At 69.0% G+C, this 24,662-nt stretch carries 25 protein-coding genes, 1 tRNA gene, 1 pseudogene and 1 riboswitch; of the genes and pseudogenes, 13 read left to right on the top strand and 14 right to left on the bottom strand.

All coding sequences use genetic code 11. From position 1 onward, the window contains the following. Positions 1 to 41 precede the first annotated feature (41 nt). Together ACWEKM_RS10840 and ACWEKM_RS10835 are read left to right on the top strand one after the other, a co-directional pair. Entirely contained in the window at positions 42 to 1,037 is a 996-nt protein-coding gene (locus ACWEKM_RS10840) for a hypothetical protein (RefSeq protein ID WP_451620831.1), read from the top strand. A gap of 30 nt (positions 1,038 to 1,067) precedes the next feature. Then, entirely contained in the window at positions 1,068 to 2,015 is a 948-nt protein-coding gene (locus ACWEKM_RS10835; RefSeq protein WP_451620830.1) for a hypothetical protein, read from the top strand. 204 nt (positions 2,016 to 2,219) lie between these two features. Here ACWEKM_RS10835 and ACWEKM_RS10830 read toward each other — a convergent pair whose 3' ends face one another. Next, positions 2,220 to 2,444 carry a hypothetical protein gene (locus ACWEKM_RS10830; RefSeq protein ID WP_451620829.1) on the bottom strand — a complete coding sequence of 75 codons (225 nt, stop codon included), beginning with the start codon at positions 2,442 to 2,444 and terminating at the stop codon, positions 2,220 to 2,222. Positions 2,445 to 2,853: 409 nt separating this feature from the next. Between ACWEKM_RS10830 and ACWEKM_RS10825 the strand changes: the two genes are divergently transcribed. Beyond that, on the top strand, positions 2,854 to 4,110 hold the full coding sequence (locus tag ACWEKM_RS10825) for a helix-turn-helix domain-containing protein (RefSeq protein WP_451620828.1): 1,257 nt from the start codon (positions 2,854 to 2,856) through the stop codon (positions 4,108 to 4,110). Positions 4,111 to 4,177: 67 nt separating this feature from the next. After that, positions 4,178 to 4,456, top strand: a complete 279-nt coding sequence (locus tag ACWEKM_RS10820) for a DUF397 domain-containing protein (RefSeq protein ID WP_451620827.1) — start codon at positions 4,178 to 4,180, stop codon at positions 4,454 to 4,456. Between the two features lie 292 nt (positions 4,457 to 4,748). Here ACWEKM_RS10820 and ACWEKM_RS10815 read toward each other — a convergent pair whose 3' ends face one another. Then, positions 4,749 to 5,771, bottom strand: a complete 1,023-nt coding sequence (locus tag ACWEKM_RS10815; RefSeq protein WP_451620826.1) for a Leu/Phe/Val dehydrogenase — start codon at positions 5,769 to 5,771, stop codon at positions 4,749 to 4,751. Positions 5,772 to 6,096: 325 nt separating this feature from the next. On the opposite strand from ACWEKM_RS10815, the pseudogene ACWEKM_RS10810 reads away from it, so the two are divergent. Together ACWEKM_RS10810 and ACWEKM_RS10805 are read left to right on the top strand one after the other, a co-directional pair. After that, positions 6,097 to 6,231 (top strand): annotated as a pseudogene (locus ACWEKM_RS10810) (IS3 family transposase); the annotation flags it as partial. A gap of 70 nt (positions 6,232 to 6,301) precedes the next feature. Then, a complete protein-coding gene (locus tag ACWEKM_RS10805; protein ID WP_451620825.1) occupies positions 6,302 to 6,604 on the top strand; it encodes a hypothetical protein in 303 nt (100 codons plus the stop codon). Between the two features lie 245 nt (positions 6,605 to 6,849). On the opposite strand, the gene ACWEKM_RS10800 is transcribed toward ACWEKM_RS10805, so the two are convergent. Continuing rightward, positions 6,850 to 7,824, bottom strand: coding sequence for a GlxA family transcriptional regulator (locus ACWEKM_RS10800; RefSeq protein ID WP_451620824.1), 975 nt, complete (start codon positions 7,822 to 7,824; stop codon positions 6,850 to 6,852). Between the two features lie 151 nt (positions 7,825 to 7,975). On the opposite strand from ACWEKM_RS10800, the gene ACWEKM_RS10795 reads away from it, so the two are divergent. Continuing rightward, the gene (locus ACWEKM_RS10795; protein WP_451620823.1) at positions 7,976 to 8,425 is read left to right on the top strand and encodes a hypothetical protein; all 450 of its coding nucleotides are present in this window, start codon (positions 7,976 to 7,978) and stop codon (positions 8,423 to 8,425) included. 261 nt (positions 8,426 to 8,686) lie between these two features. On the opposite strand, the gene ACWEKM_RS10790 is transcribed toward ACWEKM_RS10795, so the two are convergent. Together ACWEKM_RS10790 and ACWEKM_RS10785 are read right to left on the bottom strand one after the other, a co-directional pair. After that, on the bottom strand, positions 8,687 to 10,153 hold the full coding sequence (locus ACWEKM_RS10790) for an MFS transporter (RefSeq protein WP_451620822.1): 1,467 nt from the start codon (positions 10,151 to 10,153) through the stop codon (positions 8,687 to 8,689). A gap of 84 nt (positions 10,154 to 10,237) precedes the next feature. Further along, on the bottom strand, positions 10,238 to 11,656 hold the full coding sequence (locus ACWEKM_RS10785) for a DUF445 domain-containing protein (RefSeq protein WP_451620821.1): 1,419 nt from the start codon (positions 11,654 to 11,656) through the stop codon (positions 10,238 to 10,240). Positions 11,657 to 11,853: 197 nt separating this feature from the next. On the opposite strand from ACWEKM_RS10785, the gene ACWEKM_RS10780 reads away from it, so the two are divergent. After that, positions 11,854 to 13,188: an SGNH/GDSL hydrolase family protein gene (locus tag ACWEKM_RS10780; RefSeq protein WP_451620820.1), complete on the top strand. Its 1,335-nt coding sequence runs from the start codon at positions 11,854 to 11,856 to the stop codon at positions 13,186 to 13,188. Positions 13,189 to 13,842: 654 nt separating this feature from the next. Here the strand turns inward: ACWEKM_RS10780 and ACWEKM_RS10775 are convergent. From ACWEKM_RS10775 to ACWEKM_RS10760, 4 genes are all read right to left on the bottom strand, one after another. After that, positions 13,843 to 14,607 carry a DUF1707 SHOCT-like domain-containing protein gene (locus tag ACWEKM_RS10775; RefSeq protein ID WP_451620819.1) on the bottom strand — a complete coding sequence of 255 codons (765 nt, stop codon included), beginning with the start codon at positions 14,605 to 14,607 and terminating at the stop codon, positions 13,843 to 13,845. 200 nt (positions 14,608 to 14,807) lie between these two features. After that, positions 14,808 to 15,821 (bottom strand): ABC transporter ATP-binding protein, encoded by a 1,014-nt coding sequence (locus ACWEKM_RS10770; protein ID WP_451620818.1) that lies wholly within the window; start codon positions 15,819 to 15,821, stop codon positions 14,808 to 14,810. 3 nt (positions 15,822 to 15,824) lie between these two features. Then, positions 15,825 to 16,646, bottom strand: a complete 822-nt coding sequence (locus ACWEKM_RS10765) for an ABC transporter permease (RefSeq protein ID WP_451620817.1) — start codon at positions 16,644 to 16,646, stop codon at positions 15,825 to 15,827. Next, a complete protein-coding gene (locus ACWEKM_RS10760; protein WP_451620816.1) occupies positions 16,639 to 17,439 on the bottom strand; it encodes an ABC transporter permease in 801 nt (266 codons plus the stop codon). The genes ACWEKM_RS10765 and ACWEKM_RS10760 overlap by 8 nt, the downstream gene beginning before the upstream one ends. 202 nt (positions 17,440 to 17,641) lie before the next feature. Between ACWEKM_RS10760 and ACWEKM_RS10755 the strand changes: the two genes are divergently transcribed. Beyond that, complete coding sequence (locus tag ACWEKM_RS10755) at positions 17,642 to 20,068, top strand: transglycosylase domain-containing protein (RefSeq protein ID WP_451620815.1); 2,427 nt, start codon at positions 17,642 to 17,644, stop codon at positions 20,066 to 20,068. Positions 20,069 to 20,124: 56 nt separating this feature from the next. Here ACWEKM_RS10755 and sugE read toward each other — a convergent pair whose 3' ends face one another. The 3 genes from sugE to ACWEKM_RS10740 form a co-directional block, all read right to left on the bottom strand. Further along, positions 20,125 to 20,445: a quaternary ammonium compound efflux SMR transporter SugE gene (gene sugE / locus ACWEKM_RS10750; RefSeq protein ID WP_451620814.1), complete on the bottom strand. Its 321-nt coding sequence runs from the start codon at positions 20,443 to 20,445 to the stop codon at positions 20,125 to 20,127. A gap of 38 nt (positions 20,446 to 20,483) precedes the next feature. After that, positions 20,484 to 20,553, bottom strand: a riboswitch (guanidine-III (ykkC-III) riboswitch). A 128-nt stretch (positions 20,554 to 20,681) separates the two neighbouring features. Next, positions 20,682 to 20,984, bottom strand: a complete 303-nt coding sequence (locus ACWEKM_RS10745) for a GroES family chaperonin (protein WP_451620872.1) — start codon at positions 20,982 to 20,984, stop codon at positions 20,682 to 20,684. Positions 20,985 to 21,088: 104 nt separating this feature from the next. After that, positions 21,089 to 21,418 carry a DUF3618 domain-containing protein gene (locus tag ACWEKM_RS10740; RefSeq protein WP_451620813.1) on the bottom strand — a complete coding sequence of 110 codons (330 nt, stop codon included), beginning with the start codon at positions 21,416 to 21,418 and terminating at the stop codon, positions 21,089 to 21,091. Positions 21,419 to 21,511: 93 nt separating this feature from the next. Between ACWEKM_RS10740 and bcp the strand changes: the two genes are divergently transcribed. The 4 genes from bcp to ACWEKM_RS10720 all read left to right on the top strand — a co-directional run bounded on the left by bcp (position 21,512) and on the right by ACWEKM_RS10720 (position 23,519). Beyond that, complete coding sequence (bcp, locus tag ACWEKM_RS10735; RefSeq protein WP_451620812.1) at positions 21,512 to 21,979, top strand: thioredoxin-dependent thiol peroxidase; 468 nt, start codon at positions 21,512 to 21,514, stop codon at positions 21,977 to 21,979. A gap of 142 nt (positions 21,980 to 22,121) precedes the next feature. After that, positions 22,122 to 22,775, top strand: coding sequence for an HNH endonuclease (locus ACWEKM_RS10730; protein WP_451620811.1), 654 nt, complete (start codon positions 22,122 to 22,124; stop codon positions 22,773 to 22,775). After that, a complete protein-coding gene (locus ACWEKM_RS10725) occupies positions 22,768 to 23,433 on the top strand; it encodes an HNH endonuclease signature motif containing protein (RefSeq protein ID WP_451620810.1) in 666 nt (221 codons plus the stop codon). The genes ACWEKM_RS10730 and ACWEKM_RS10725 overlap by 8 nt, the downstream gene beginning before the upstream one ends. Before the next feature lie 10 nt (positions 23,434 to 23,443). Beyond that, positions 23,444 to 23,519: transfer RNA gene (locus ACWEKM_RS10720), tRNA-Leu, on the top strand. A 55-nt stretch (positions 23,520 to 23,574) separates the two neighbouring features. Here ACWEKM_RS10720 and rdgB read toward each other — a convergent pair. Further along, the gene (gene rdgB / locus ACWEKM_RS10715; protein WP_451620809.1) at positions 23,575 to 24,177 is read right to left on the bottom strand and encodes an RdgB/HAM1 family non-canonical purine NTP pyrophosphatase; all 603 of its coding nucleotides are present in this window, start codon (positions 24,175 to 24,177) and stop codon (positions 23,575 to 23,577) included. 56 nt (positions 24,178 to 24,233) lie between these two features. Further along, positions 24,234 to 24,641, bottom strand: coding sequence for a hypothetical protein (locus ACWEKM_RS10710; protein WP_451620808.1), 408 nt, complete (start codon positions 24,639 to 24,641; stop codon positions 24,234 to 24,236). Positions 24,642 to 24,662 lie beyond the last annotated feature (21 nt).

The raw sequence follows: 24,662 nt of genomic DNA, 5'->3' as shown, positions 1-24,662 counted from the left end.
TTGAGCACTCTTGGCGTCAGAGGTTCGGCTAACGTCGAGACATGGACGTATCTTCGATCAGACCCGGACTGCTGACGACGCGGGCAGAGATGAAGAAGGTGTTCGGCGGAGGGCGTCAGGCAGGCATCGAACCCTCCGATACCACCCCAAACATCCTCATCTACGTAGACCATGACAGCGGCAAGCGGTACGGCTACGAGGACGGCTGGCTGGAAGAGGAGGACCAGTGGGGGCCCGTGTTCGAGTACACGGGCCAAGGCAAGGTCCAAGACCAAACGTTTCTGGGAACGGGGGGTTCCCGGAACAAAGCGGTCCTCTATCACGCGGAATCCAGACGGTCCCTGCGGGTATTTATGGCAGCCGGAAAAGCATCCAACTCCAAATCTTCCGCCAAACAACAAAGGTATGTCGGCGAATTTGAGTTGGACACAAAGCAGCCATACACCGTGCGTGAGGCATTGGATGAGAAAGGTGACCGACGTCGCATCATTGTCTTCCGCTTGCGCCCCAAAGAAAATTTTGAGCGCGTCACCGAGGACGTCATTGCACGCGCCAAATCCACTCATGCGCATAGGGTTTCTGCGGGCGTTACCACCAGCAGGATGACCGAGCCCAAGATGGTTGAGCCCAAGAGGAAAGGAGCATCGGAGAGTAGGCGTGCCGCACAGCCGAGCCTCATAGCCGACCTCCGTCAATCAGACCTGCGGGACAAGTACCTTGCGGAGCTAACAAAGCAGGGGCACGAAGTCTTCGCATTCCAGATTAAGATCGCAGGCACGACAACCATCCTCAAGACCGATCTCTACGATGCCACCGCACACGAGTTGTATTCGGTGAGGGGTGACTGCGGTCGAGAGGAAGTACGCACAGCGGTAGGTCAACTGAAGGATTACGTAAGGCACATCAGACCGCGCAACCCCAAGCTGACCGTTCTGCTCCCCGAGAAGCCGCACGACGACTTGCTGGATCTTCTCCACATAGAGGGGATCGATCTCGTACATCAGGACGGTGCCGGATATACGAGATACGCGGTTTAGTAACCGCCTTCCTACCTTCATGGAGCCGCCGTGCCTACCTCACCAGAACACGTTTTCCTGACACATGCTGCTATACGCATACTGGAGAGCGCCTCACGATCAAGGTTGTTCGGGTATGCGGAGGGACAACGCAAGCTCTTTGACTTCTCGTGCGACCTAAAGAAAGACTGGTCAAAGGTGGTTTCCGGGCAAACATTGTGGAAGCACGGCGGGGATGGAATCGACAAGGACATCAGAACGCTTCTCAACGAGTCGGACATCGCTGCCGCGGTATATATCGCGCGCCATGAGAGCCGGAACCGCACTCGGCTCGCGGAGGTAACTCAGTCCTTCCTCGATACGCCGATGCGGGATCGCTTGTCTCGCTTGCGCGTTTTTTGGGTGCCATCGGACTTTGATGCGGACGACGAGCAAGCCCAGGAATCGATCTACAACTACTTGAAGGAGGAGATGACAAAGGACCTCCTCCTCCAGGTGGCTCTCGGAGGTCTCACCCCGCAAGACGTGACCCGTTTTTCGTCGTCACGGCGCCCCGGACTACCCATCGCCATTCTGTCCCATGTCAAGAATCACGGCTATCGAAACCACAGCCACACCGCCAAGACGCTGGCCGCAAGCGCAGATGCGATTCGTTCTGAGACCGAACGACTCTTCGTCATCGGATTCCTTGACAGCGACAGCCTGCAAGGCGGAATGTACCGCATAACGGACAGCGGATCGGCCATGCTTGACATCTGCTCACGGCTGCGGGACTACCTTCATGGAAATCTCGGCAACGGAAATGAGAACCTTGAGTTCGAGCACATATGCAAACTACTGAGCATAGAGTATCCCTCTATATCGGTCGATACTCGCCTGCTAGGGAAGGACGCCGCGGTCGATATACAAAACCCCACAGCCCTGCTGCTCCAACATGTCGCCCAAGCCGACGCCGACAACTCCATCGAATGGCCAGCCCCATATTTCGAGTCACCCTGACCACGAAGCGACACGTTCGGTCATTACTGCTGGCAGCAGAACATGGCGGTCCGGCCTTCCTTGGCGCAGCCCGAGTTCGCACTGAACCGTCCAGGGGCGTCGACATTTTCGCTGTTCGATACCTGTTTCCGTCCGGCGTGAAAATGGCCAACAGCAGTAACACGGGCGGCACTTCAGCCGTGGCGACGCACTGACGTATGCACATCACTCGCCCGCCACGCCAGTTAGCCGTTCGTACAACTGGGCCTGGGCGGCCACCTTCGTGTGCAACTCGGACCAAGTGGCCGCAGCGATCGTACGGCACAGCGGTTGAGCGGTCCTGCCGTATTCCGCCTTGAGGGCGTCCACGGGGTACGGGGAGGTCGCGTACCAGTGGGCCGTGTTGGTGCTGTCCGGCTTTGAGGAGAAGGAAGTCCATCCCTTCGGCAAGCACGGGCGCCTCCTGTTGTTCTGCTGCGCCTGAGTCACTGGGCCGCCTCCTTCGGGGCGCAGTCCGAGTGCCAGTAAGCAACGACGGGAGAGGCGTCCCGGGCTGCGAGCATGGCCCGGCGGCAGACTTCAAGGCTCTTGATCGGCTTCAGGCACGAGGGGCAGGTTTCGCCCTTGGGGGCGTACGTCGTGTACTCCCACTGTCGCGCGTCGGTTTGTGCCTCAGCCTGCGGGCGACTTTCAGGGAGCCTGGCTGTGGGTTTGAGCACTGTCGTCAACCTCTTGCTGGTTGGTGGCCACGCCCCGGACGTTCGCTGCGTCGCGGGGGTCTTCTGTCACGAAGACCCTGGCGTCGGGCGCGGGTTGAACCCATCCCTCGGCCCTATAGGAGTGCCCTATATTTGGGGGTATGGAGGACGCGCTCAGGGGGAACGTGTGGTCTCACCCACAGCTGGCGGCGGCGGTCGTCAGTGAGGACTGGGGCGCTGTCTTCCGGACCTACCGGAGGCTCACCGGACTAAGCCAGACCAAGTTGGGGGAACGGGTTGGTCTCGTTCAGTCGGATGTCTCTGACATTGAGCGTGGTCGTCGCCGTGTGACCTCGGTTGAGGTGCGGCAACGTGTCCTCGCCGGGCTCGGGGTTCCCGCCGATCTCCAGTCCAGCGGGGCTCTGTCGACTCCGTGGGGATCTCCGGTAGCGGGCCTTGTGGTCCCGGGGGCGGGGCCGGACGAAGACCTGTTGGCACGTGTCACAAGCGTGATGGAATCCGCCCACCGGGTAGACACAACCACTCTCGACTGGCTGGACCGACTATTGGCCGAGCATCGCCGGGCCGAGGACACCATCGGCTCACGGCCACTCGTCGACGTGATGCGTCAACAGCTCCGGACCGTTGTTGACCTATACACCGGTGCCCGTGGTCCCCTCGCTGACCGTGTGGTTCGTTTGGCATCCGAGCACGCGCAGTTCCTCGCGTGGATGGCCCAGGATCAGGCGCAGACGGCGGCGGCGCTGGCGTGGTACGACCGTTCGCACGAGTGGGCGTTGGAGGCCGGAGACGCCAACATGGCCGCTACGACGCTCAGCATGAAGGCACACATGGCGTGGTCTGGCGGTCGCGGCGACCGCTGCGTGCGCTTGGCGGATGCGGCGCGCTGGTCGGCCCCCGGTACGTCTCGGGGAGTACAGGGGATGGCTGCGCAGATGGCCGCGCGTGGCCATGCACTCAACGGCGAGCCCGGCGCCGCCCACCGTCTGTTGGACGAAGCTCAGGCGCTGATCAGCCGGGCGGCCGAGCATCTTGAGGATGAGCCGGTCTGGATGTACTTCTACGACGAAACGTGGTTCACCCTTCAGCGAGGAATGGCGGCGCTGCACCTGCATGACTGGCAAGCGGCCATGGACCATCTCACGGTCGGCCTCGATGCGCTGCCAGACGAGTACCGGCGTGACAAGACGTGGTACCGGGCCTGTCTCGCCCACGCCCTCGCCGGAGCGGGTGAGTCGGCGCAAGCCGTGTCCGTGGCCGTGGCGAGTGTCCCCGATGCTGCTGCGGTAGGGCGGCCCCACTCCTGGAACGAACTGCACTCCACGGCAGCCGTGTTGCTGCGCGCAGGAGCCAAGGAAGGCCAGCAACTCGTTTCCGCGCTCCGGGAGTTCGACTGATCCGGCAGACTGTTGCGCCCTGTCGGGGTAGTGGTCCTGAGCTGCCCACACCGCCGCGCTGAGCAGTTTGATCATCATCAGCGGCTCTGAGCCGGCACTTGACGTGGTCTACGTGGACTTCCACACGGGCTCTCTCCTCCTGGAGAAGGACCAGGAACTGGACCGCTACAGACTTGCGTTCGAGTACCTTCAGGCGCAAGCGACCGAATGCCTAGAGGCCGCCTTCGTCCCGACAGGCGTTGCCATACGCGACTCGAAGGATGCCCACGGGCCCTCGCTCACCCTCCCCGGTCCGGCTTGGCATGCCTTCACCTGGGCCCTGCGGAGGGGTGAGCTGGTGCTGTGACCACATAGGTTGATTGGGTTGTTGTTCGCTTCCTGACGTGTGGCGCGCTTGGATGTCCGCGGACGTCCAAGCGCCGAGTCGGGAGGTGCGAACCCAGTTGTTCCGGACCGGCAAGGACATGGTGCCCCCTCTCTCTTCCCGCCGTCGACCGTTCTTGCGTCGGGGCCCGGGTCGAGAGCCGCGCCCGCGCGAGCCGAATGCCGTCCGGCGCTCCGTAGCGGAGCGGAGGGCGCCGCGCCTCCGACTCGGGGGCAGACGCTCGGTCGGGAGTCGAGGGTTGAGGCAGGGCGCGTCAGTGAGGGCGGAGCCGTGCCCTGGCCAGCGAGAGCGCGGCCTCTGTCGGGGGCACACCGGAGCGACGCGCATGCTCGATGACCGTCGCCACGCGCTCGCCGACCTGACGGACCCGGTACTCCGCTTGAGCGTCGTCATGGCCGAGGAGCCGCTCCTCAAGGAAGACCAAGCCACCCGCGTTGACACAGAAGTCGGGTGCATAGAGGATTCCGCGGGCCTCCAGCGCGGCGGCGTGCTCGGGGGCGGCGAGCACATTGTTCGCGCCGCCCGCGATGATCCGACAGCGCAGCTCCGGCAGCGTGCGGTCGTTGACGACGCCTCCGAGGGCACAGGGGGCGAGAACATCGCACTCGGCGACTGCCGCGGTCGCGGGGTCGATGACGCGGGCTCCAACGGTTTGGGCAACGGCATCGGCTCGTCGAGCGTCGGTGTCGGACACCAGCAGCTCTGCGGATTCCGCTGCCAGAAGACGAGCGAGCGCGACACCCACGTTGCCCGCGCCTTGTACGCACACCCGCACGCCCTGCAGACTCCCGTCGCCGGTGGCGCGCAGACACGCCCGCATCCCTTCAAGGACACCGAGCGCCGTCATGGGAGAGGGGTCGCCGTCGGCGCAGACCGGTGAGGCTTCAGTGCCGATCACTTTCAGGTCGGCCTGCGTGGTGCCGACATCGTTGACGGGGATGAAACGCCCGCCGAGGGTGGCGATGAAGCGGCCGTGGGCACGCAGCAGCGCCTCGGTCTTGTCACGTGCCGGATCACCGATGATGACGCTCCAGCCTCCGCCGAGATGGAGGCCGGCGGCCGAGGCTTTGAGGGTCATGGCCTGCGCGAGGCGCAGCCCGTCTTCGAGGGCGGCGGTCTCGTCCTCGTACGGGTACATGCGGACGCCGCCCAGCGCGGGGCCGAGCGTGGTGTCGTGGCTGACTACGAGGGAACGTAGCCCGGTCTCGGCGTCGTGACTGAACAGCGCCTGCTCGAAGCCGCCGGATCGGAGCCGGTCAAAGATCGTGGAGGTCATCCGGCCATCGTCGCAGCGGCCGCTGGCAACTGAAACTGCCCCTTGATAGTGGACACCTGGAGACTGGGACGTGTGAGCCCAGAGGAAGTAGTGCCAGGTAGGAAGCACGTACACGAAGCGGCACTCGGAGGAGTTCAAGCGGGACGCCATCGCGCTCGTGCCCTCCTCGGGCCGGAGGGTGACCGAGAATCGCCCGGGAACTCGGCATCAGCTCGGAGAGCCTGCGGGGCTGGGTGGAGAAGGCGAACGGCACCGGGCAGGTCGGCGCGGGGGCGGCGGTGGCCGCCGGTAGCGGGCTGGAGGCGGCCGAGCGGGAGGAACTACTCTGCTGGTCCACGAGATCACCGTCATTCATGTCGCTTCGAAGAGGACGCCGTACGGCGTTCCGCGTATCCATGCCGAGCTGCGCCGCCAGGGCCGCTTGGTGAACCGCAAGCGTGTCGAGCCGCTCATGCGCGAAACAGCATCGCCGGGCACGGCCGCCGCAACGGGCCGGGTTAATCTCGGGGCAGTGATATGAGGAGGCAGAGATGGTCAAGGTTCCCAGCTCCGTGATCGCCGCGAGCGGGCTCGTCGGGGGGTATGGCGTCGCCCGCTGGACGAAGAAGCGGCAGCTCGGCGGGGTTGTCCTGGCCGTCGCGGGGGCCGCCGCCGCTCAGCAGTGGCACAAGGAGGCCGGGCCCAAGGCGGCGGGCGCGCTCGGCGCCGCCTACGTCGCCGCCTTCGCCGGGTCGCATCCGCTGGCCAAGAAGATCGGTGCCTGGCCGTCCGTGTTCGGGGTCGCGGGCGCCGTCGCCCTGGCCTCCTGGGCCGTCGCCGACCGGCGGGCCTGAGACCTGAGCTCGGGGCCCTGGGCCTCGGTGCCGGCTCCCGGTACCGGCCGTCGGCACCTGTACGCCCCCCGCCTGACGGGCTGCCCCGCGATACCGATCTGCGATACCGGCCCCGCCATCGGCCCGGGTACCTGTACGCAGCCCTTCGGGCCGCCTGAGCCCGGTCCGCAGTACCGATCTGCGGTACCGGCCCTCGGTACCGGTCCGGGCAACCGTACGCAGCCCTTCGGGTCGCCTTCCGTCTGTCAGAGCGCCCCGGCCCCGGCGGGGGCACCGCCCCGGGTGCGAAATGCCCGTCGGTACGCCTGGGGGCTCGTTCCCACCACCCGTCTGAACCGTTCCCGGAACGCCGTCGGGGAGCCGAAACCCGCCTGGAGCGCGATGCGTTCGACAGGGTGCGCGGTCGTCTCCAGCAGGTGCTGCGCGCGCCGTACCCGCGCCCGGTGCAGCCACTGGAGCGGGGTCGTGCCGGTCTGCTCGCGGAAGCGGCGGTTCAGGGTGCGGGTGCTCATGCCCGCCTTCGCGGCCACCTCCTCCACGGTGAGGTCCCGGTCGCAGTGGTCCTCCAGCCACTCCAGGAGCGGTTCCAGGGTGGCGCCTGCGGGGGCCGGGGGCAGGTCGTGGACGATGAACTGGGCCTGGCCGCCCTCCCGTTCGAGTGGCATGACGCACATGCGGGCCGCGTGCGCGGCGACCGCGGAGCCGTGGTCCCTGCGGATCATGTGCAGGCACATGTCCATTCCGGCGGCGGCGCCCGCCGAGGTGAGGAACTGGCCGTTGTCGACGTACAGGACGTTCGGGTCGACGGTGATCTGCGGGTGGCGGTCCGCCAGATGGCGGGCCGCCGCCCAGTGTGTTGTGGCGCGCAGGCCGTCCAGCAGGCCCGTCGCCGCGAAGACGAACGCGCCGACGCAGATCGACGCGATGCGCGTGCCGTTCGCCGCCGCGGCGCGCAGCGCCTGCGCCACCCCGGGCGGCAGCGGCACCGTCGGGTCCGCGACACCGGGCAGGATGATCGTGTCGGCGTCCGCGAGCGCCTCCAGACCGTACGGCGCCCGCACGGTGAATGTGCCCGCGCTCATCTCGCCCGGCGGGGAGCACACCCGGACCCGGTATGCCTCGCGGCCGTCCGGCAGCCGGGCCCAGCCGAAGGTGTCGATCGGGGCGGCGATGTCGAAGGGGATGACCTGGTCCAGCGCCAGTACGGCCACGGTGTGCATGGCGGAAACGTAGCGTACGACGGGTTGTCGCCAGGCAGGCGGGACAGGGGGCGCGGACCGGTCGGTGCCGTGGAGGCAGGCGGCGGGAATCCGTTGGCCTTTGGCATTTCTGCCGCTTCTGCGGGGTCGGCCGGCTGTCTAGCGTCGCCCCGTGACCAAGTTTCTGCTCGCCGTCCACGTTCTGGCCGCCATAGTCGCCATCGGTCCCGTCACCGTCGCCGCCAGCATGTTCCCGCCTGCCGCCCGCCGGGCCCTGGCCGCCCCGGAGGACGCCGGGGCCACCGGGACCGTGGAGCTGCTGCACCGGGTGTGCCGGGTGTACGGCGTCGTCGGTGTCGTCGTGCCCGTCTTCGGGTTCGCCACCGCGAGCAACATGGGGGTGCTCGGCGACGCCTGGCTGATCGTGTCGATCGTGCTGACCGCGCTGGCCGCCGTGGTGCTGGTGGCGCTGGTGCTGCCGGGGCAGAGTGCGCTGGTCGAGGGGGCGGGTACCCGGGAGACGACCGTACGGCTTGCCATGTTCACCGGGTTGTTCAATGTCCTGTGGGCGATCGTGACGGTGCTGATGATCGTCCGCCCGGGATCAACCACCGGCGCGTGAGCCTCCGGCAGGGCGCGCGGCCCGCCTCCGCGCTCCGCTGGATGCGCCGCGATGGGAAGTGCCGCGATGTGTCGTCGGTCGTCTGCGGCACCATCGTGGCCGGTCGCGCAGTTCCCCGCGCCCCTTCAGGGCGCTGTCGCACCGCACCGGACTTCGCCGGACCTGCCGAGCGAAGCGCACAGGGGACCGGGAGGGGACCGGAGCGGCGGCTGCCCGCTGGAGGGGCGCGGGGCAGCGCTCGTCGGGGGCGTCCTGGAGCGCTCAGACGGAGCGCTCATCCACCGCCGTCAGCGGGCGGGCGATGTCCTCCAGGGCCCGCCGCTCCGCCGGTACCGCCAAGGCCGCCGCGACCAGCCCGGCCGCGCACATCAGGCCCGCGCCGACCTGGAAGGCGAGGACCGTGTCGCCGACCCTTCCGGTGCCGGTGAGTTCCGCGAACAGCAGGGGGCCGCTGATCCCGCCGGCCGCGGTGCCGAGGGCGTAGAAGAAGGCGATGCACATGGCCCGGGTCTCCATCGGGAAGATCTCGGAGACGGTCAGATAGGCGCTGGAGGCGCCCGCCGAGGCGAAGAACAGCACCGCGCACCAGCACGCGGTCAGCGTGTCCGCGTCGAGCGCGCCCCGGTCGAACAGCCAGGCCGTGCCGAACAGCAGCAGGCCGGAGAGCAGATAGGTCGAGGAGATCATCACCCGGCGGCCCACGCTGTCGAAGAGCTTGCCGAGCAGCAGCGGGCCCAGGAAGTTGCCGGCCGCGATGACGACGAAGTAGTAACCGGTGTGGCCGGTGGGGACGGCAAAGAACGTGGTCAGGATCGCGCCGAAGCCGAAGGTGATCGCGTTGTAGAGGAACGCCTGGCCGATGAAGAGGGCGAAGCCGAGCACGGCACGTCGGCGGTAGTCGTGCAGGACCGTGCGGGCGATCTCCCGGAAGCCGATGCCGCGGCGCTGGCGGATGACCAGTTCGCCGTGCGGCTCGGGCAGCGGTTCGCCCCGTTCCGCCGTGACCTGCCGCTCGATCGAGGCGACGATCCGTTCCGCCTCCCGCTCCCGGCCGTGGATCAGCAGCCAGCGCGGGCTCTCGGGGACATGCCGCCGTACCAGGAGGATGACCAGGGCGAGCACGGCACCCAGCGCGAACGTCAGCCGCCAGCCGACGTCCGCGGGCAGCAGGCCGGTGTTCAGCGCGACGATCGACAGCAGCGAACCGCCGACCGCGCCCAGCCAGAAGCTGCCGTTGATGAGCAGGTCGACCCGGCCGCGGTAGTACGCCGGAATCAGTTCGTCGATCGCCGAGTTGATGGCCGCGTACTCGCCGCCGATGCCGAAGCCGGTCAGAAAGCGGAAGAGGAAGAACCACCAGGTCGAGAAGGAGGCCGCGGTCAGCGCCGTGGCGGCCAGATAGACCCCCAGGGTGATCATGAAGAGCTTCCGGCGGCCGTAGCGGTCGGTCAGGCGGCCCCAGAAAAGGGCGCCGGAGCAGGCTCCGGCCACATACAGCGCGGCGGCGACGCCGGTGACCTCGCCCGAGCTGATCGGCAGCCCGCTGCCGGGCTCGGACAGCCGACTCGCGATGTTGCCGACGACCGTGACCTCCAGGCCGTCCAGGATCCACACGGTGCCGAGGCCGATCACGATCGTCCAGTGCCAGCGGGACCAGGGCAGCCGGTCCAGCCGGGCGGGTACGGAGGTGATGACGGTCCGGCCGGTGGCGGGCTCGGCAGCGGTCATGGGCGCGGGCTCCCTCGTCGTCGGGTCGCCGCGTTGCCGGGGAGCCCGGCAGGCTCCCCGCCGCCGGTCCGGCCAAGCGAACGGCTAAGCGCCGAACGCCCGCGACACCGTGTAGATCAACAACCCTGCCAGGGAACCCACCACCGTGCCATTGATGCGGATGAACTGCAGGTCACGGCCGATGTGGGCCTCGATCTTCCGGGTGGTGTGCTCGGCGTCCCAACCGGCCACGGTGTCGGTGATCAGGGAGGTGATCTCCATGCGGTAGGTCGTCACGACATGCACCGCCGCGCCCTCGACCCAGCTGTCGACCTTCTCCTGGACCTTGGGTTCGGTGGCCATCCGGGCGCCCAGGGACAGCAGCGAGACGCGCACCCGCAGCCGCAGCTCGCTGCGCTCGTCCTCGGCCGCCGAGACGATCATGGATCGTACGGCCGTCCAGGCGGAGGCGATCAGGTCCTGGACCTCGCCGCGGCCCAGCACCTCGCCCTTGAGCCGCTCCACACGCGCGCGGGTGTCCGTGTCCGACTGCAGGTCGGAGGCGAAGTCGCCGAGGAAACGGTCGAGGGCGCCGCGCGCGGGATGGGAGGGCATGTCCCGCATCTCGGTGACGAAGCGCAACAGCTCCTTGTAGACCCGTTCGCCGACCTTCTTGTCGACGAAGCGCGGGGTCCAGCCGGGGGCGCCGCCCTGGACGGCGTCCATGACCTGCTCGTCGTGGAGGACGAGCCAGTCGTGCGCCCGGCCGACGATCAGGTCGACGAACCGCTTGTGACCGCCGTCCGTGACGATCTTCTCCAGCATCTTCCCCATGCCGGGGGCGATCTCCTGGGCGTCGGCGCGGCGCGTGATGGCCTCGCCGACCACCGCCTGGACGTCGGAGTCGCGCAGCACGGTCAGGGCGCCGCGCAGCGCCGTGGCCAGCTCGGCCGTCACCCGGTCCGCGTGCTCGGGCTCGGCCAGCCAGGCGCCGAGTCTGCTGCCGATGCCGACGGCGCGCAGCCGCTGCCGTACGACGTCCTCGGACAGGAAGTTCTCGCCTACGAACTCGCCGAGCGAGACCCCGAGCTGGTCCTTCTTGGTGGGGATGATCGCGGTGTGCGGGATGGGCAGGCCGAGGGGGCGGCGGAAGAGGGCAGTGACCGCGAACCAGTCGGCGAGCGCGCCGACCATGCCGGCCTCGGCCGCCGCTGCGACATAGCCCGCCCAGGGGCCCGCGCCCGCGTTCGAGGCCCATTTCGCGAGGACGTAGACGACGGCCACGAAGAGCAGCAGGCTGGTCGCGGTGAGCTTCATGTGCCGCACGCCGCGCTGCCGCTCCGCGTCGGCGGGGGTGAACGTCGCCATGGCGCGGTAGCCGCGCGGCGCCGCGGTCCCGGACGTGGTCCGGGCCGCCGTCCCGGCCGCAGTCCCCGCCTCCGTACCGTCCCCCGCACGCGCGATCACGCGTTCGGCCGTACGGTCTGCCGTACGCCCTTCCGTGCCTTCCTCCGTGCGTTCCATACGCTCCACCCGTTCGGTGATCCCGCACCCATTGTCCCCACCTGACCGACTCCCGGAACGGAACAAGAGTTCCCGGCGTCTGTCCGGACAGGGGTTTGGTTTGGACAGGGTCCTGTCAGGTCACCCCGGCTCATGACACATCATGGGCTCGCCGGACCGGAGCCCCCGCTCCCCTCGCCGAGGAGAACAGCACAAGCATGACCAGGCGTCATGGGTACGTCCTGCTCAGTGCGGTCATCGCGCTGGTGCTGGGACTGTCCGCCGCCATCTATGCCGGCGTGGCGGCCGACGACGGCACCCCCCGCACCACCGTCGCCAGCCACCTCCCACGCCACGACCCCTCGGCGGCCCCCGCCTCCACGGGCACCTGGGTCGGCGCCTGGGCCGCCTCGCCGGTGGGCGGCGAGCCGGGCACGGAGACCCAGGGCATGGCGGGCCGCTCGGTCCGCAACGTGGTGCACACGAGCGTGGGCGGCACCGGCGCCCGGATCACCCTGTCCAACCTCTACGGCCAGTCGGCGCTGGCCATCACGCACGCGTCCCTCGCGGTCGCGGCCGGTGACGCCACCGCGGCCGCCACGCCCCGGACGATGCGGCGGCTCACCTTCGGCGGCAGCACCGGCGTGGTGATCCCGCCGGGCGAGCAGGTGCTGAGCGACGCCGTACAGATCACCGTCCCGCACGCCGCGGACGTCCTGGTCACCACGTACTCACCGACCGCCGCGGGCCCGGTCACCTACCACCCGCACGCGCGGCAGACCTCCTACGTCGCCCACGGCGACCGCACCGAGGACACGACCGCCGCCCGCTACACCGAGCAGACATCGTCCTGGCGTTATCTGACCGCCCTCGACGTGCTGAGCAACGAATCCGACGGCACGGTGGTGATCCTCGGCGACTCGCTCACCGACGGCATAACCTCGACCGAGAACGCCAACCACCGCTGGCCGGACCTGCTCGCCCGGCGGCTGCACGACGCCGTCGCGGACGGCGCGGACGCGCCCCGCTACAGCGTCGTCAACGAGGGCGTCGGCGGGAACCGGATCCTGGCGGACGGGCTGGGCCGGCCCGCCGACAACGAGCGTGCGCTCGACCGCTTCGAACGGGACGTGCTCGACCGTACGAACGTCAAGGTGGTCGTCATCGAGCTGGGGGTCAACGACATCCTGCGCAACCCGCGGCGTGCCGACCCGGACGAGATCGTCGAGGGGTTGCGCACCCTGGTCCGCCGGGCCCATGCACACGGCCTCAAGGCGGTCGGCGCCACCCTGATGCCGTTCGTCGGGCACCGGGGCTCGACACCGGCCCGCGAGCAGGTCCGCCAGGAGATCAACGCCCACATCCGCGCGGGCGAGGTCTTCGACGCGGTGGTCGACTTCGACGCGGCCCTGCGGGACCCCTGGAGCCCGCGCCGACTCCACCCTGAGTACGACTCGGGCGACCATCTGCACCCCAGCGACCGGGGCTACCGCAAGATGGCCGAGACCTTCGACCTGCAAGCCCTCAAGGGCGCGGGCCAGGCGGAGCTGTAGCCACCGAAGCGGGGTGCCGGGCCCGGCGACTACGGGACGAACGGCACTCGGGCCGACAGCAGGACGGCAGGACGGCAGGACGGCAGGACGGCAGGACGGCAGGACGGCAGGACGGCAGGACGAACGTCACATGGCCCGGCAACGGGGCGGCCCGGCAACGCGAAAGTCCTTGGCCCGACAGCGGGGCGACCGCACGCGGCCCCATAGCAGGACGCACCGCACACGGCCCGACACCAACGCGAACCGCACCCGGCCCGAGCGGCGCGGACAGCACACGGCCGACAGCAGGACGGACGACGGACACGCGGGCCGACAACGAGCACGACCCGCACACAGGCCGACAGCAGGACGGTCGGCACACAGCCCTGCCGCGGAGCGAACGACACCCGGCCCGAGCCCGACGGCCGGCCGGACGGCACATGAGCCGACAACGGTTCGGACACCACACGACCGACAACGGCGCGGACTCCACACGGCCGCAAGCGGCGCGCACCGCACACGTCCCGACGGCAGGACGGACGGCGCTCTGGTCGGTGGGCGCGGATGGGGCCGTAGGCGACCGGTGGCGCGCCTGGCTCGGGGCGGCGGCTCTCGGTGCCGCTGTGCCGGGGCACCCGGGTACCGCGGGCGCCCGGGTGCCGTGCCGTCCGATGCTCAGTACTCCCCGTGGCGGCGTCGTTCCCGCTCGTCGCGGAGGTCGTGGCCGAGGCCACCGCGCCGTCCCTCGGACAGCTCGCGGCGCTCGGCCCGCCGGTCCAGCCGCTGCTGCCGGCGCTCCTCCTTCAGCCGCTGCCGCGCCGCGCGCGTGATCTTGCGTTCCACGCCGACGCCGCCCCAGAAGGCCAAGCCGGTCACGATCACCCGCGGGGCGCCGGGCTCGGCCGGCACGCCCTCCTCCCGGTGGTCGAAGCCGCCCATGATGCCGATGCCGCGCACCACGACCTCCACCCCGGGGGGCACGACGACCTGCATACCGCCCATGATCGCAATGCAGTTGATCACGACCTCGCGGTCCGCGAAGTCCGCCTCCCGCAGATCGATCTCCCCGCCGCCCCAGAAAGCGAAGCCGGTGAAGCGGCGCGGCATGGTCCAGCGCCCCTTGCGCTGGAACCCGGACATCACGGCGACCGCCCAGGACGAGGAACCCTCGCCCCCGACGATCCTGCCCGCCCAACTTCCGTCCGGCGCGGGCTCCTTGTTCAGCGACACCGCCGGCGGCGAGGCCACCGCACCGGCCGTGGGCAGATCCCTGGTGATCGGGGCCAGCTCCCCGTAGGTGCGCGCCTTGTAGGTGGCATCGAGCCGTTGGTCGAACTCCTCCATGTCGAGCCGCCCTTCCGCGAGGGCGTCCCGCAGGACCTCGGCGACTCGCTCGCGATCGGCGTCGGAGGCGCGCAGTTCCGGGGCATCGTCGGTCATACCCAGCAGCCTACGAGTTCCCCCCGCCCGAGTGCTACGAGATGGCCGGGCCACGCGACGGCCGGGGCCACGGGGGCCGGTATCACGGGGGATTACCGGGGCCGGTATCGACGGGCCCGGCCTCAACGCGGGCCGGCATCACGGGGTCGGTCTCACCGGGGCCCGGGGCCCGGGTCACGGCTCGGCTCGGCTCGGCTCGGCTACGAGACCGCACCCTCGGTCTCACCGGCGTACATCCTGGCGATCACCGCCTCGATGTCCGGCTCCCGCACCGACAGGTCCGCCAGCGGGTAGCGCGCCGCGATCCCCGCCACCAGCGGTGCCGCCGACGCGGACGCCGGGAAGGCCAGCCACTGCCGCGGGCCCTCCACCCGGGTCACCCGGGCCCCGGGCACCTCGATCGGCGGGACCTCCCGCTCCAGGTCCACCACCAGGGTCCGCTCGCTCTCCCCCGCCTCGTGCAGCCCGGCGAGCGGACCGTCGTACACCAGCCGACCGTGGTCGATGACCATCACCCGGGAGCACAGCTGCTCGATGTCCTGCAGATCGTGCGTGGTCAGCAGGACGGTCGTGCCCTGCTCGGTGTTCAGCGCGCGCAGGAACTCCCGCACCTTGGCCTTGGAGACGACGTCGAGGCCGATCGTCGGCTCATCGAGGTAGAGCACCTCGGGGTCGTGCAGCAGCGCCGCCGCGATGTCGCCGCGCATCCGCTGGCCGAGCGAGAGTTGGCGCACCGGCACGTCCAACAGATCGGCCAGTTCGAGGAGTTCGACGCAACGGTCGAGGTTCTCGCGGTAACGCCGGTCAGGGATGCGGTACATGCGGTGCACCAGCCGGTAGGAGTCGATCAGCGGCAGGTCCCACCACAGCGTCGTACGCTGCCCGAACACCACCCCGATGCGCTGCGCGAGCCGTCTGCGCTCGCGGGACGGGTCGATGCCGGCCACCCGCAGCCGCCCGCCGCTCGGGGTGAGAATGCCGGTGAGCATCTTGATCGTGGTCGACTTGCCGGCGCCGTTCGGGCCGATGTAGCCGACGATCTCGCCGCGCGCCACGGTGAAGGAGATCGAGTCGACCGCCCGCACCTGGCGCCGTTCGTGCCGCAGGAAACCGGTCTTCCTTCGAACGTCGAAGACCTTCTCCACGCCGTCCAGTTCGATGAACCGGTCCGGTCCGACAAAGTCACCGTCCGTCACGTCCGTCACATCCGTCACGTGCTAACTCCCTGTACTCCGGTAGGAACGAAGCCCCGCCCGCCACGCCAGACCGGCCAGCGCACAGCACGCCAGCGCCACCGGCAACGACGCGAACGCGATCCACCGCGGCAGGTCGAGCGGATACGGCCGGTCGAGCACATAGCTCGCGGGCAGCCAGTTGACGAAGGCGAGCGGCAGCACGAACGTCACCCCGCGCACCAAGTCCTTCCCGAACACGGTCGGCGGATACTGCAACAGCGTCGTACCGCCGTACGTGAACGCGTTCTGCACCTCGGCGGCGTCCTGTGCCAGGAACTGGAAGGCGGACCCCGCCACGAACACCGCGCCGAAGATCGCGGCACCGCTGACCAGCGTCACCGGCACCAGCAGCACCTTCGGCACCGTCCAGTCGATGTCGGCCCGGCCGAGCGCGTACCCCAGCACCAACGCGCCCTGGGTGATCCGGCCCAGGCGGCGCAACGCGAAGCGATCCGCGCCGACCTGGGCGAGCACCGGCGCGGGCCGCACGAGGAGCGTGTCGAAGGAACCGTCGCGGATCCGGGAGCCCAGGGAGTCCGTCGAGCCGAGCAGCAGGTCGGCGATCCCGAACGCCGTCACCGACAGGCCGTACAGGAAGGCGACCTCAGGCAGTGTCCAGCCGCCGAGCGAGCCGACCTGCGAGAACATCAGCAGGATCGTGGCGAAGTCGAGCCCGGTCACCAGCAGGTTGCCGAGCGCCGTCATGGCGAAGGACGCGCGGTAGGTCATGGTGGACCGGATCCACATCGCGGCGATCAGCCGATAGGCCCGTAGGCCCTCCGCCACCCCGGAGGTCTCAGCCACCGTGCACCACCACCCGCCGCGTCGCCGCCGACTGCACCAGTCGCCCCGTCACCAGCAGCGCCACCGCCCACGACGCCTGGAAGGCGTACGCGCCCAGCGGGTCGGCCTTCCCCATCAGCACATCGGCCGGCATCTGGAGCTGCGCGGCCCACGGCAGCGCCTGGACGACGTCGCCGAGCGCGCCCGGGAAGGCGTTCAGGGGCAGTGTCATGCCCGAGCAGAAGATCCCCATGACCATCAGGACCTGTGAGACGCCCATGCCGTCCAGGAGCCAGAACACGCTCAGGGCCGCCAGATAGCGGATGCCGAAGCTGACGACCATCGCCAGCAGCAGCGCGACCAGGAACGCCGCCCAGGTGGTGACGTCCTTCGGCAGTGCCATCGGGAAGAACAGCGCGCCGAAGACGAACGGGATCACGCCCCGCCCCAGCAGCTGGAACAGCGACCGCCCCAAGTCGCCCGCCAGCCACCACAGTTGGAGATCGGCCGGCCGGTACAGGTCGATGGCGATCTCACCCGTGCGGATACGGTCCATGAGGTCCTTCTCGACCCCGCCGCCCTGGATGGCGAGCGTCGCGTACAGGCACTGGCCGAGCCAGACATAGGTGACCGCCTGCGCCTGGTCGTAGCCCCCGAGGTGTGGTCTCTCCTCCCACAGGGCCAGGTAGGTGTACACGAGGATCAGTCCGAAAACCGTGTTCGTGAACACCCCCGCCGCAGTGGCGGCCCGGTATGTCGCGTATCGTCTGAATCCCCCTGCCGCGACGGCCGCATACAACCGTCCCGCACCCACTCCCACCGACCTCCCGGACCGCCCGACACCGAAGCGCAGGAGCCTAGCGGCGGGCGAGGCCGCGGGCCACGCATTATTCCCCGCGGACGCGTGCCGGAATCCGGGAACGGAACGCCGGGTGCGAGAGTCTTCACCAGGGGGCGCAGAAGGCGTATGAGGGCGTACGGGAACGTACGACGCGAAACAGGAGTCCGTGCACGAGATGAGCGACCAGCCGCAGCCGCAACAGCCGACCGACGGCTGGGCATCGAGCGAAGCACCGGGGGAACCCGACAGACCGGGCAAAAAGCCCAAACGCCCCAAGCGCACGGGCTGGCGCCGCCTCCTGCCGACCTGGCGCATGCTCCTCGGCACCTTCGTCATCGGCGTACTGCTGCTCATCGGGCTGTTCTTCCTCGGCTACTCACTGGTGAAGATCCCGCCGGCGAACGCCCTCGCCACCAAGCAGAGCAACGTCTTCCTCTACGCCGACGGCACCCAACTCGCCCGCGACGGCGAGATCAACCGGGAGAGCGTCACCCTCGCCCAGATCTCCAAGGACGCCCAGCACGCCGTACTGGCCGCCGAGGACCGCGACTTCTACTCCGAGTCCGCCGTCGACCCCAAGGCGATGCTCCGCGCCGGCTGGAACACCGCCACCGGCAAGGGCAAGCAGTCCGGTTCGACGATCACCCAGCAGTACGTGAAGAACTACTACCTGGCACAGGAGCAGACCGTCACCCGCAAGGTGAAGGAGTTCTTCATCTCGATCAAGCTGGACCGCACGGAGTCCAAGGACCGGATCCTGGAGGGCTACCTCAACACCAGCTACTTCGGCCGCAACGCCTACGGCATCCAGTCCGCCGCGCAGGCGTACTACGGCGTGGACGCCAACGACCTCGACCCGGCCCGCGCCGCCTATCTCGCCGCACTGGTCAACGCGCCCAGCGAGTACGACGTCGTCGCCCGCCCCGAGAACAAGCCGGCGGCCGTGGCCCGCTGGAACTACGTCCTGGACGGCATGGTCAAGAAGGGCTGGCTCAGCCGGTCGGAGCGGGCGGGCCTGAAGTTCCCGATGCCGAAGGAACAGACCTTCTCCACCGGGCTGTCCGGACAGCGCGGCTACCTCGTCGAGGCGGTCAAGAACTACCTCACCACGAACAAGATCGTCGACGCGGACGAGCTGGAAGCGGGCGGCTACCGCATCACCACCACCCTGGAGAAGGGCCGGCAGGACGCCCTCGTCAAGGCGGTCGACGACCGGCTGATCTCCAAACTGGACAAGAAGAACCGCAAGGCCGACACCTACGCCCGCGCGGGCGGCGCCTCCATCGACCCGAAGACCGGCCGGGTCGTCGCGATGTACGGCGGCATCGACTACGTCAAGCAGTACACCAACGGCGCCACCCGCGCCGACTTCCAGGTCGGCTCCACCTTCAAACCGTTCGTGTTCACCTCGGCGGTGGAGAACGCCTCGACCACCCAGGACGGCCAGACCATCACGCCCAACACGTACTACGACGGAACCAACAAGCGGCCCGTACAAGGCTGGAACGGCGGCACCTACGACCCCGCGAACGAGGACGACGTCTCCTACGGCAACATCACCGTACGCACCGCCACCGACAAGTCCGTCAACGCGGTGTACGCGCAGATGGCCGTCGACGTCGGCCCGGAGAAGGTCAAACAGACCGCGCTCGACCTCGGCATCCCCGCGGACACCAAGGACCTGAGCCCCGGCCCGTCCATCGCGCTCGGCACCGCCACCGCCAGCGTCCTCGACATGACGGAGGCGTACGCGACCCTCGCCAACCACGGCAAGCACACCGCGTACACCCTGGTCGACAAGATCACCAAGGACGGCACCGAGGACATCCAGCTGCCCGAGCGCAAGACCGAGCGGGCCGTCAGCCGCGAGGCCGCCGACACCACCACCTCCGTCCTGCGCAGCGTCGTCGAGAACGGCACCGCCACCGCCGCCCTGGCCGCCGGCCGCCCCGCCGCGGGCAAGACCGGCACCGCCGAGGAGGACAGGGCCGCCTGGTTCGCGGGCTACACCCCCGACCTCTCCACGGTCGTGGCGGTCATGGGCCAGGACCCGGTGACGGCCGGCCACAAGTCCCTCTACAACGTGATGGGCCTGCCGCGCATCAACGGCGGCGGCGCGCCCGCCGAGATCTGGGGCCAGTACACCAAGGACGCCCTGAAGGGCACCCCGCCCGCCGCCTTCGACCTGGAACTGGAGCCGGGCGCCGACCAGACCCTGCCGCCCAGCTCCCCGCCCGCCTCCCAACCCGGCACCGGTGGCCAGGACACGGGCGGCACCCCCGGCACCGGCGACCAGCACGACCAAGGCCAGAACCAGGGGCAAACCCAGGGCCAGACCGAGGGCCAGACAGCCGGGCAGGACAACGGCGGCACCGGCAACCCCACCGACAGCAGCACCGGCGACACCGGCAGCGCCACCGACGGCGGCACCACCGACGGCTCGACGAACGCCGGAACCAGCGCGGGCACCACGGACGGCGGCGACTCCGGCGGCAACCCCGGGGGCACCGCCGACGGCGGCCAGGACACGGGCGGTACCCCGGACGGCGGGGCGACGGCGGGCACGGCGGGACCGCTGTCCAGCCTCACCAGGAGACAGTGACCGGCACCGGACGGGCGACGGCCGCGACCGGTCAGTGACGGACGGGCCACGACCGGTCAGTGACCGGAGGTCGCCTTCAACCCCACCACGGCGACCAGCAGCAGACAGACGAAGAAGATCCGGGCGGCGGTGACGGGCTCCCCCAGCACCACCATGCCGAGCACCGCCGCCCCGGCCGCGCCGATGCCCACCCACACGCCGTAGGCGGTACCGATGGGCAGGGACTTCGCGGCGTACGAGAGCAGCACCATGCTCGCGACGATGCCCGCGCCGGTGAGCACACTGGGCACCAGGCGGGTGAAGCCGTCGGTGTACTTCATGCCGATCGACCAGCCGACCTCAAGCAGACCGGCGACGACGAGCAGAAACCAGGCCATGACAGGCACCTCCGGGACATACGTACCGATGGGACGGGGGTGCGTCGTCTTTGCCTACGTCCCGGTACGGCGCGTCTCGTCGGGCTCCGGCAAAACTAGCAAGGAAACCGCGAAAGGGGCCGGTGACGAAGGTCACCGGCCCCTTTGGGCCATCGAAGAACAGGTGTGATCTACAGGTAGGCCATCCAGATCTACAGGGAGGCCATCCGCAGGTAGGTCATCTACAGGGAGGCCATCTACAGGTACAGGCCGGTGGAGTCCTCCGAGCCCTCGAACCGGTCGGCGGCCACGGCATGCAGATCACGCTCGCGCATCAGCACATACGCGACACCCCGCACCTCGACCTCGGCCCGGTCCTCCGGGTCATACAGGACACGATCGCCCGGCTCCACGGTCCGGACGTTCTGCCCGACCGCCACAACCTCGGCCCAGGCCAGCCGACGGCCCACGGCCGCGGTGGCGGGGATCAGGATGCCGCCGCCCGAACGCCGCTCGCCCTCGGTGGTGTCCTGCCGCACGAGAACCCGGTCGTGCAGCATCCGAATGGGCAGCTTGTCGTGCCGGGGGGTGCTGCTGTGCTCATTTCTGTTGGCGCTCACGCCTTCGAACCTACCTGCCTTTCGCGTGCCCGTAAGCGACCGGGTCAGCCCTTGCGACGCCGGGATCCGAGGGCGAGCAGCCCCACCACCCCGACGGCGACGAGGGCGACCGGCACGATGCGTTCGAGACGCGGCGCCCCATCCTCGTCGACAAACTGTCCCCTGACATCGCTGATCACCCGGTTGACCTGCACATAAGCCCGCCCGAGGGTGTGGTCGACATTGGCGACGACCTTGGCCTTGGCATCCCCGACGACGGTCTTTGGATGCACCCGCACCCCGATCTCGTCGAGCGTCTCGGCCAGCACTTCACGGCGGCGCCTGATGTCCGCCTCGATCTGCGCCGGGGTTCTGGTGTCCGACGTGTCCGCCACCGTACGGCCTCCGAAGTCTGCTGGTGCTGTTTCGGACAGTCTGTCAGCCTTCCACGCCGCCGCACTGCCAGGACCCCCCGTTACGCTAGACCGATGAGCGAGCGACTCCAGCCCGGGGACGTGGCCCCCGCCTTCACCCTCCTTGACGCCGACGGCCACGAGGTGTCCCTGTCGGACCACAAGGGCCGCAAGGTCATCGTGTACTTCTACCCGGCGGCCCTCACCCCCGGCTGCACCAAGCAGGCGTGCGACTTCACCGACAACCTGGACCTGCTGGCCGACGCGGGGTACGACGTGATCGGCATCTCCCCCGACAAGCCGGAGAAACTGGCGAAGTTCCGCGAGAAGGAGTCCCTGAAGGTGACCCTCCTCGCCGACCCGGACAAGCGGGTCCTGGAGGAGTACGGCGCCTTCGGCGAGAAGAAGCTGTACGGCAAGACGGTGGTCGGCGTCATCCGCTCCACGGTGATCGTCGACGAGCAGGGCACGGTGGAACGGGCCCTGTACAACGTCAAGGCCACCGGCCATGTCGCCAAGATCATCAAGGACCTGAACATCTGAGCCCCACCCCTCCGCACCGAGCGGCCCGCCCCGGTTGTCCCGAGGCGGGCCGCTCCGCTTTTCGACCGTGACCGTCCGATAAACGGTTCGTTACTCCATACGAGTCCACGAACAGACGGCCGAGAAAACGGAGGGAACCGCGATGGGGGCCAGTGCATACAGCAGGGACCGGCTGGAGGCCGCCGCCCAGGGGGCGCGGACACTGTCGGAGGCGTTGGGGCGGCTGGGGGTGGACCCACGAAGCTCCACCCGGAACTACATCCGGGACCGCATGAGGAGGCTGGGGATCGACACGTCCCACTTCGAGCGGGAGGGAACCAAGTGGACCCGCGAGATCCTCCAGGCGGCGGTGTCGGCCTCGTCCACCATGAGCGAGGTGCTGCGCCATCTCGGAATCGATGTGGTCGGCGGGCACCACACACACATCAGCCGCCGCATCAAGGCGTACGACATCAACACCTCCCACTTCCGGGTGCCGAAACGGGGGGACGTGCGTCGCCATCGCGCACCGGAGGGGTTGCTGGTCAAGCAGTCAGCGGCCAACGCCCGGCGGATGCAGAGCAGCCGTCTCAAGCGGGCCCTGCTGAAGCACGGCATCGAGGAGCGTTGCGCCATGTGCGGTATGGCGCCGGTGTGGCTGGGGGAACCGCTGCCACTTGAGGTCGACCACATCGACGGCGACTGGCGCAACAACGAGATCCAGAACCTGCGGCTACTCTGCCCCAACTGCCACTCCACCACGGACAGTTACCGAGGCCGCGGCACGTCGCGAAACAGGACGGCGCCGCATGAGTGACGTCGTGCGGTACACCCGGGAGCGGCTGATGGAGGCTGCCCGGCAATGCTCCGATGTCGACGAGGTCATCGCCTACCTCGGCACCAGTCCCTACGGGAGCCTCCGGCGATACATCTTGAAGCGCTTCGCCCACTTCGGCATCGACGTCTCGCATTTCCGTCCCGTCGGCAGGCTCCGCCGCCCCACACCCGGCGAACTGCGTGGCGCGGTGGCCGAGTCGGCGTCGTTGGCGGAGGTGCTGCGCCGCCTGGGCCGCCCGGACAACTGCGGGCAACGTGCCAGTCTCAGGAAGTGGATCACGGAGGAGCGTCTGCCGACCGACCACTTCCTGGGACAGGCACACCAACGGGGAAAGCGAGCCCCGAACAGACGGCATCCCTCGGAAGTCCTGGTACAGCACGAGGGTGAGCGCCGGACACGGACCTCACGGCTGCGCCGTGCGCTCCATTCGGTCGGCGTCCCAGAGGAGTGCGCCCGGTGCGGGGTGGGGCCACAGTGGCTCGGGCGTCCCATGACGCTGGAGGTCGATCACATCAACGGGGACTGGCACGACGACCGGCGCGAGAACCTGCGGCTGCTGTGCCCCAACTGTCATGCGGTTACCAGTACCTGGTGCAGAGGGGGGCGACGCCGCCCCTCGCGGCGCACAGTAAAGTAGGCAGCGCTGCGGGCCCGTACCCCAGCTGGCCAAGAGGGCGTCGGTTTAGATCCGGTGTGTCGTGGGTTCGAGTCCCACCGGGCCCACAGGTAAAAGAGGCCCCACACATTCGATTCGTAGGTGTGGGGCCTCTTCGTGGTGTTAGCCCAGCAGCTCTCGTATCGCCGGTACCAGGGCGCGGAACGCCTTTCCGCGGTGGCTGATGGCGTTTTTCTCGGGCGGGGTCAGTTCGGCGCAGGTTCGGGTGTCGCCGTCCGGCTGGAGGATCGGGTCGTAGCCGAAGCCGTTCGTGCCCGCGGGGGCGTGGCGGAGGGTCCCCCGCAGCCGGCCCTCGACCACCGCCTCGCGACCGTCCGGCAGGGCCAGGGCCGCCGCGCAGGCGAAGTGGGCGCCGCGGTGTTCGTCGGCGATGTCGGAGAGCTGGGCGAGCAGCAGGTTCAGGTTGGCTTTGTCGTCGCCGTGCTGCCCGGCCCAGCGGGCCGAGAAGATGCCGGGGGCGCCGTTCATGACGTCGACGCACAGGCCCGAGTCGTCGGCGACGGCGGGCAGGCCGGTCGCCCGGGCCAGGGTGTGCGCCTTCAGCAGCGCGTTCTCGGCGAACGTCACGCCCGTCTCCTTGACGTCGGGGACGTCCGGGTAGGCGTCCGCGCCGATGAGTTCGTGGGGCAGGCCCGCGTCGGCGAGGATCGAGCGGAGTTCGGTGATCTTTCCGGCGTTGCGGGTGGCGAGGATCAAGCGGGTCATGCGGGCCAGTATCCCCCGCCCCCGCCGACGGGTTGTCGGCGGTCTTGTCGGCGGGTTTACGGGGTGCAGACCTTGGTCAGTTCGCCGGCCGCGTCGGTGACCGGGCCGACGTCGGGGGTGCTGTCGCCGTTCTTGATCGCCGTACGGATGTTGCCGACGGCCTTGCCGAGGTCGTCGACCGCCTTGTTGACGTCGGTGTCGTCGGTCTGGTCGCCGATCTTGTCGAGGTTTTTCTCGATGGCGTCGAGGGCTTCGTCGGCGCTGGTGGGGTCGGTGGCCGCGTTCTCCACCGCCTGCTGGAGTTCGGTCACGCTGTCGGCGATGGAGTCGGCGGTGCGGACGCAGTCCAGGGCCTTGTCGACGGCGTCGCAGCCGGTGGCGAGGCCGGTGGTGAGTGCGACGGCGGCCGTGACGGCGGCGATGGTGCTGAGACGGGCGCGACGGTGGCGTCGGCTCGCGGCCATGATTGGGTTCCCTCCCCGGTT

It is taken from the genome of Streptomyces sp. NPDC004752 (assembly GCF_053601275.1).
This window is presented reverse-complemented; position numbering and strand designations above follow the sequence as displayed.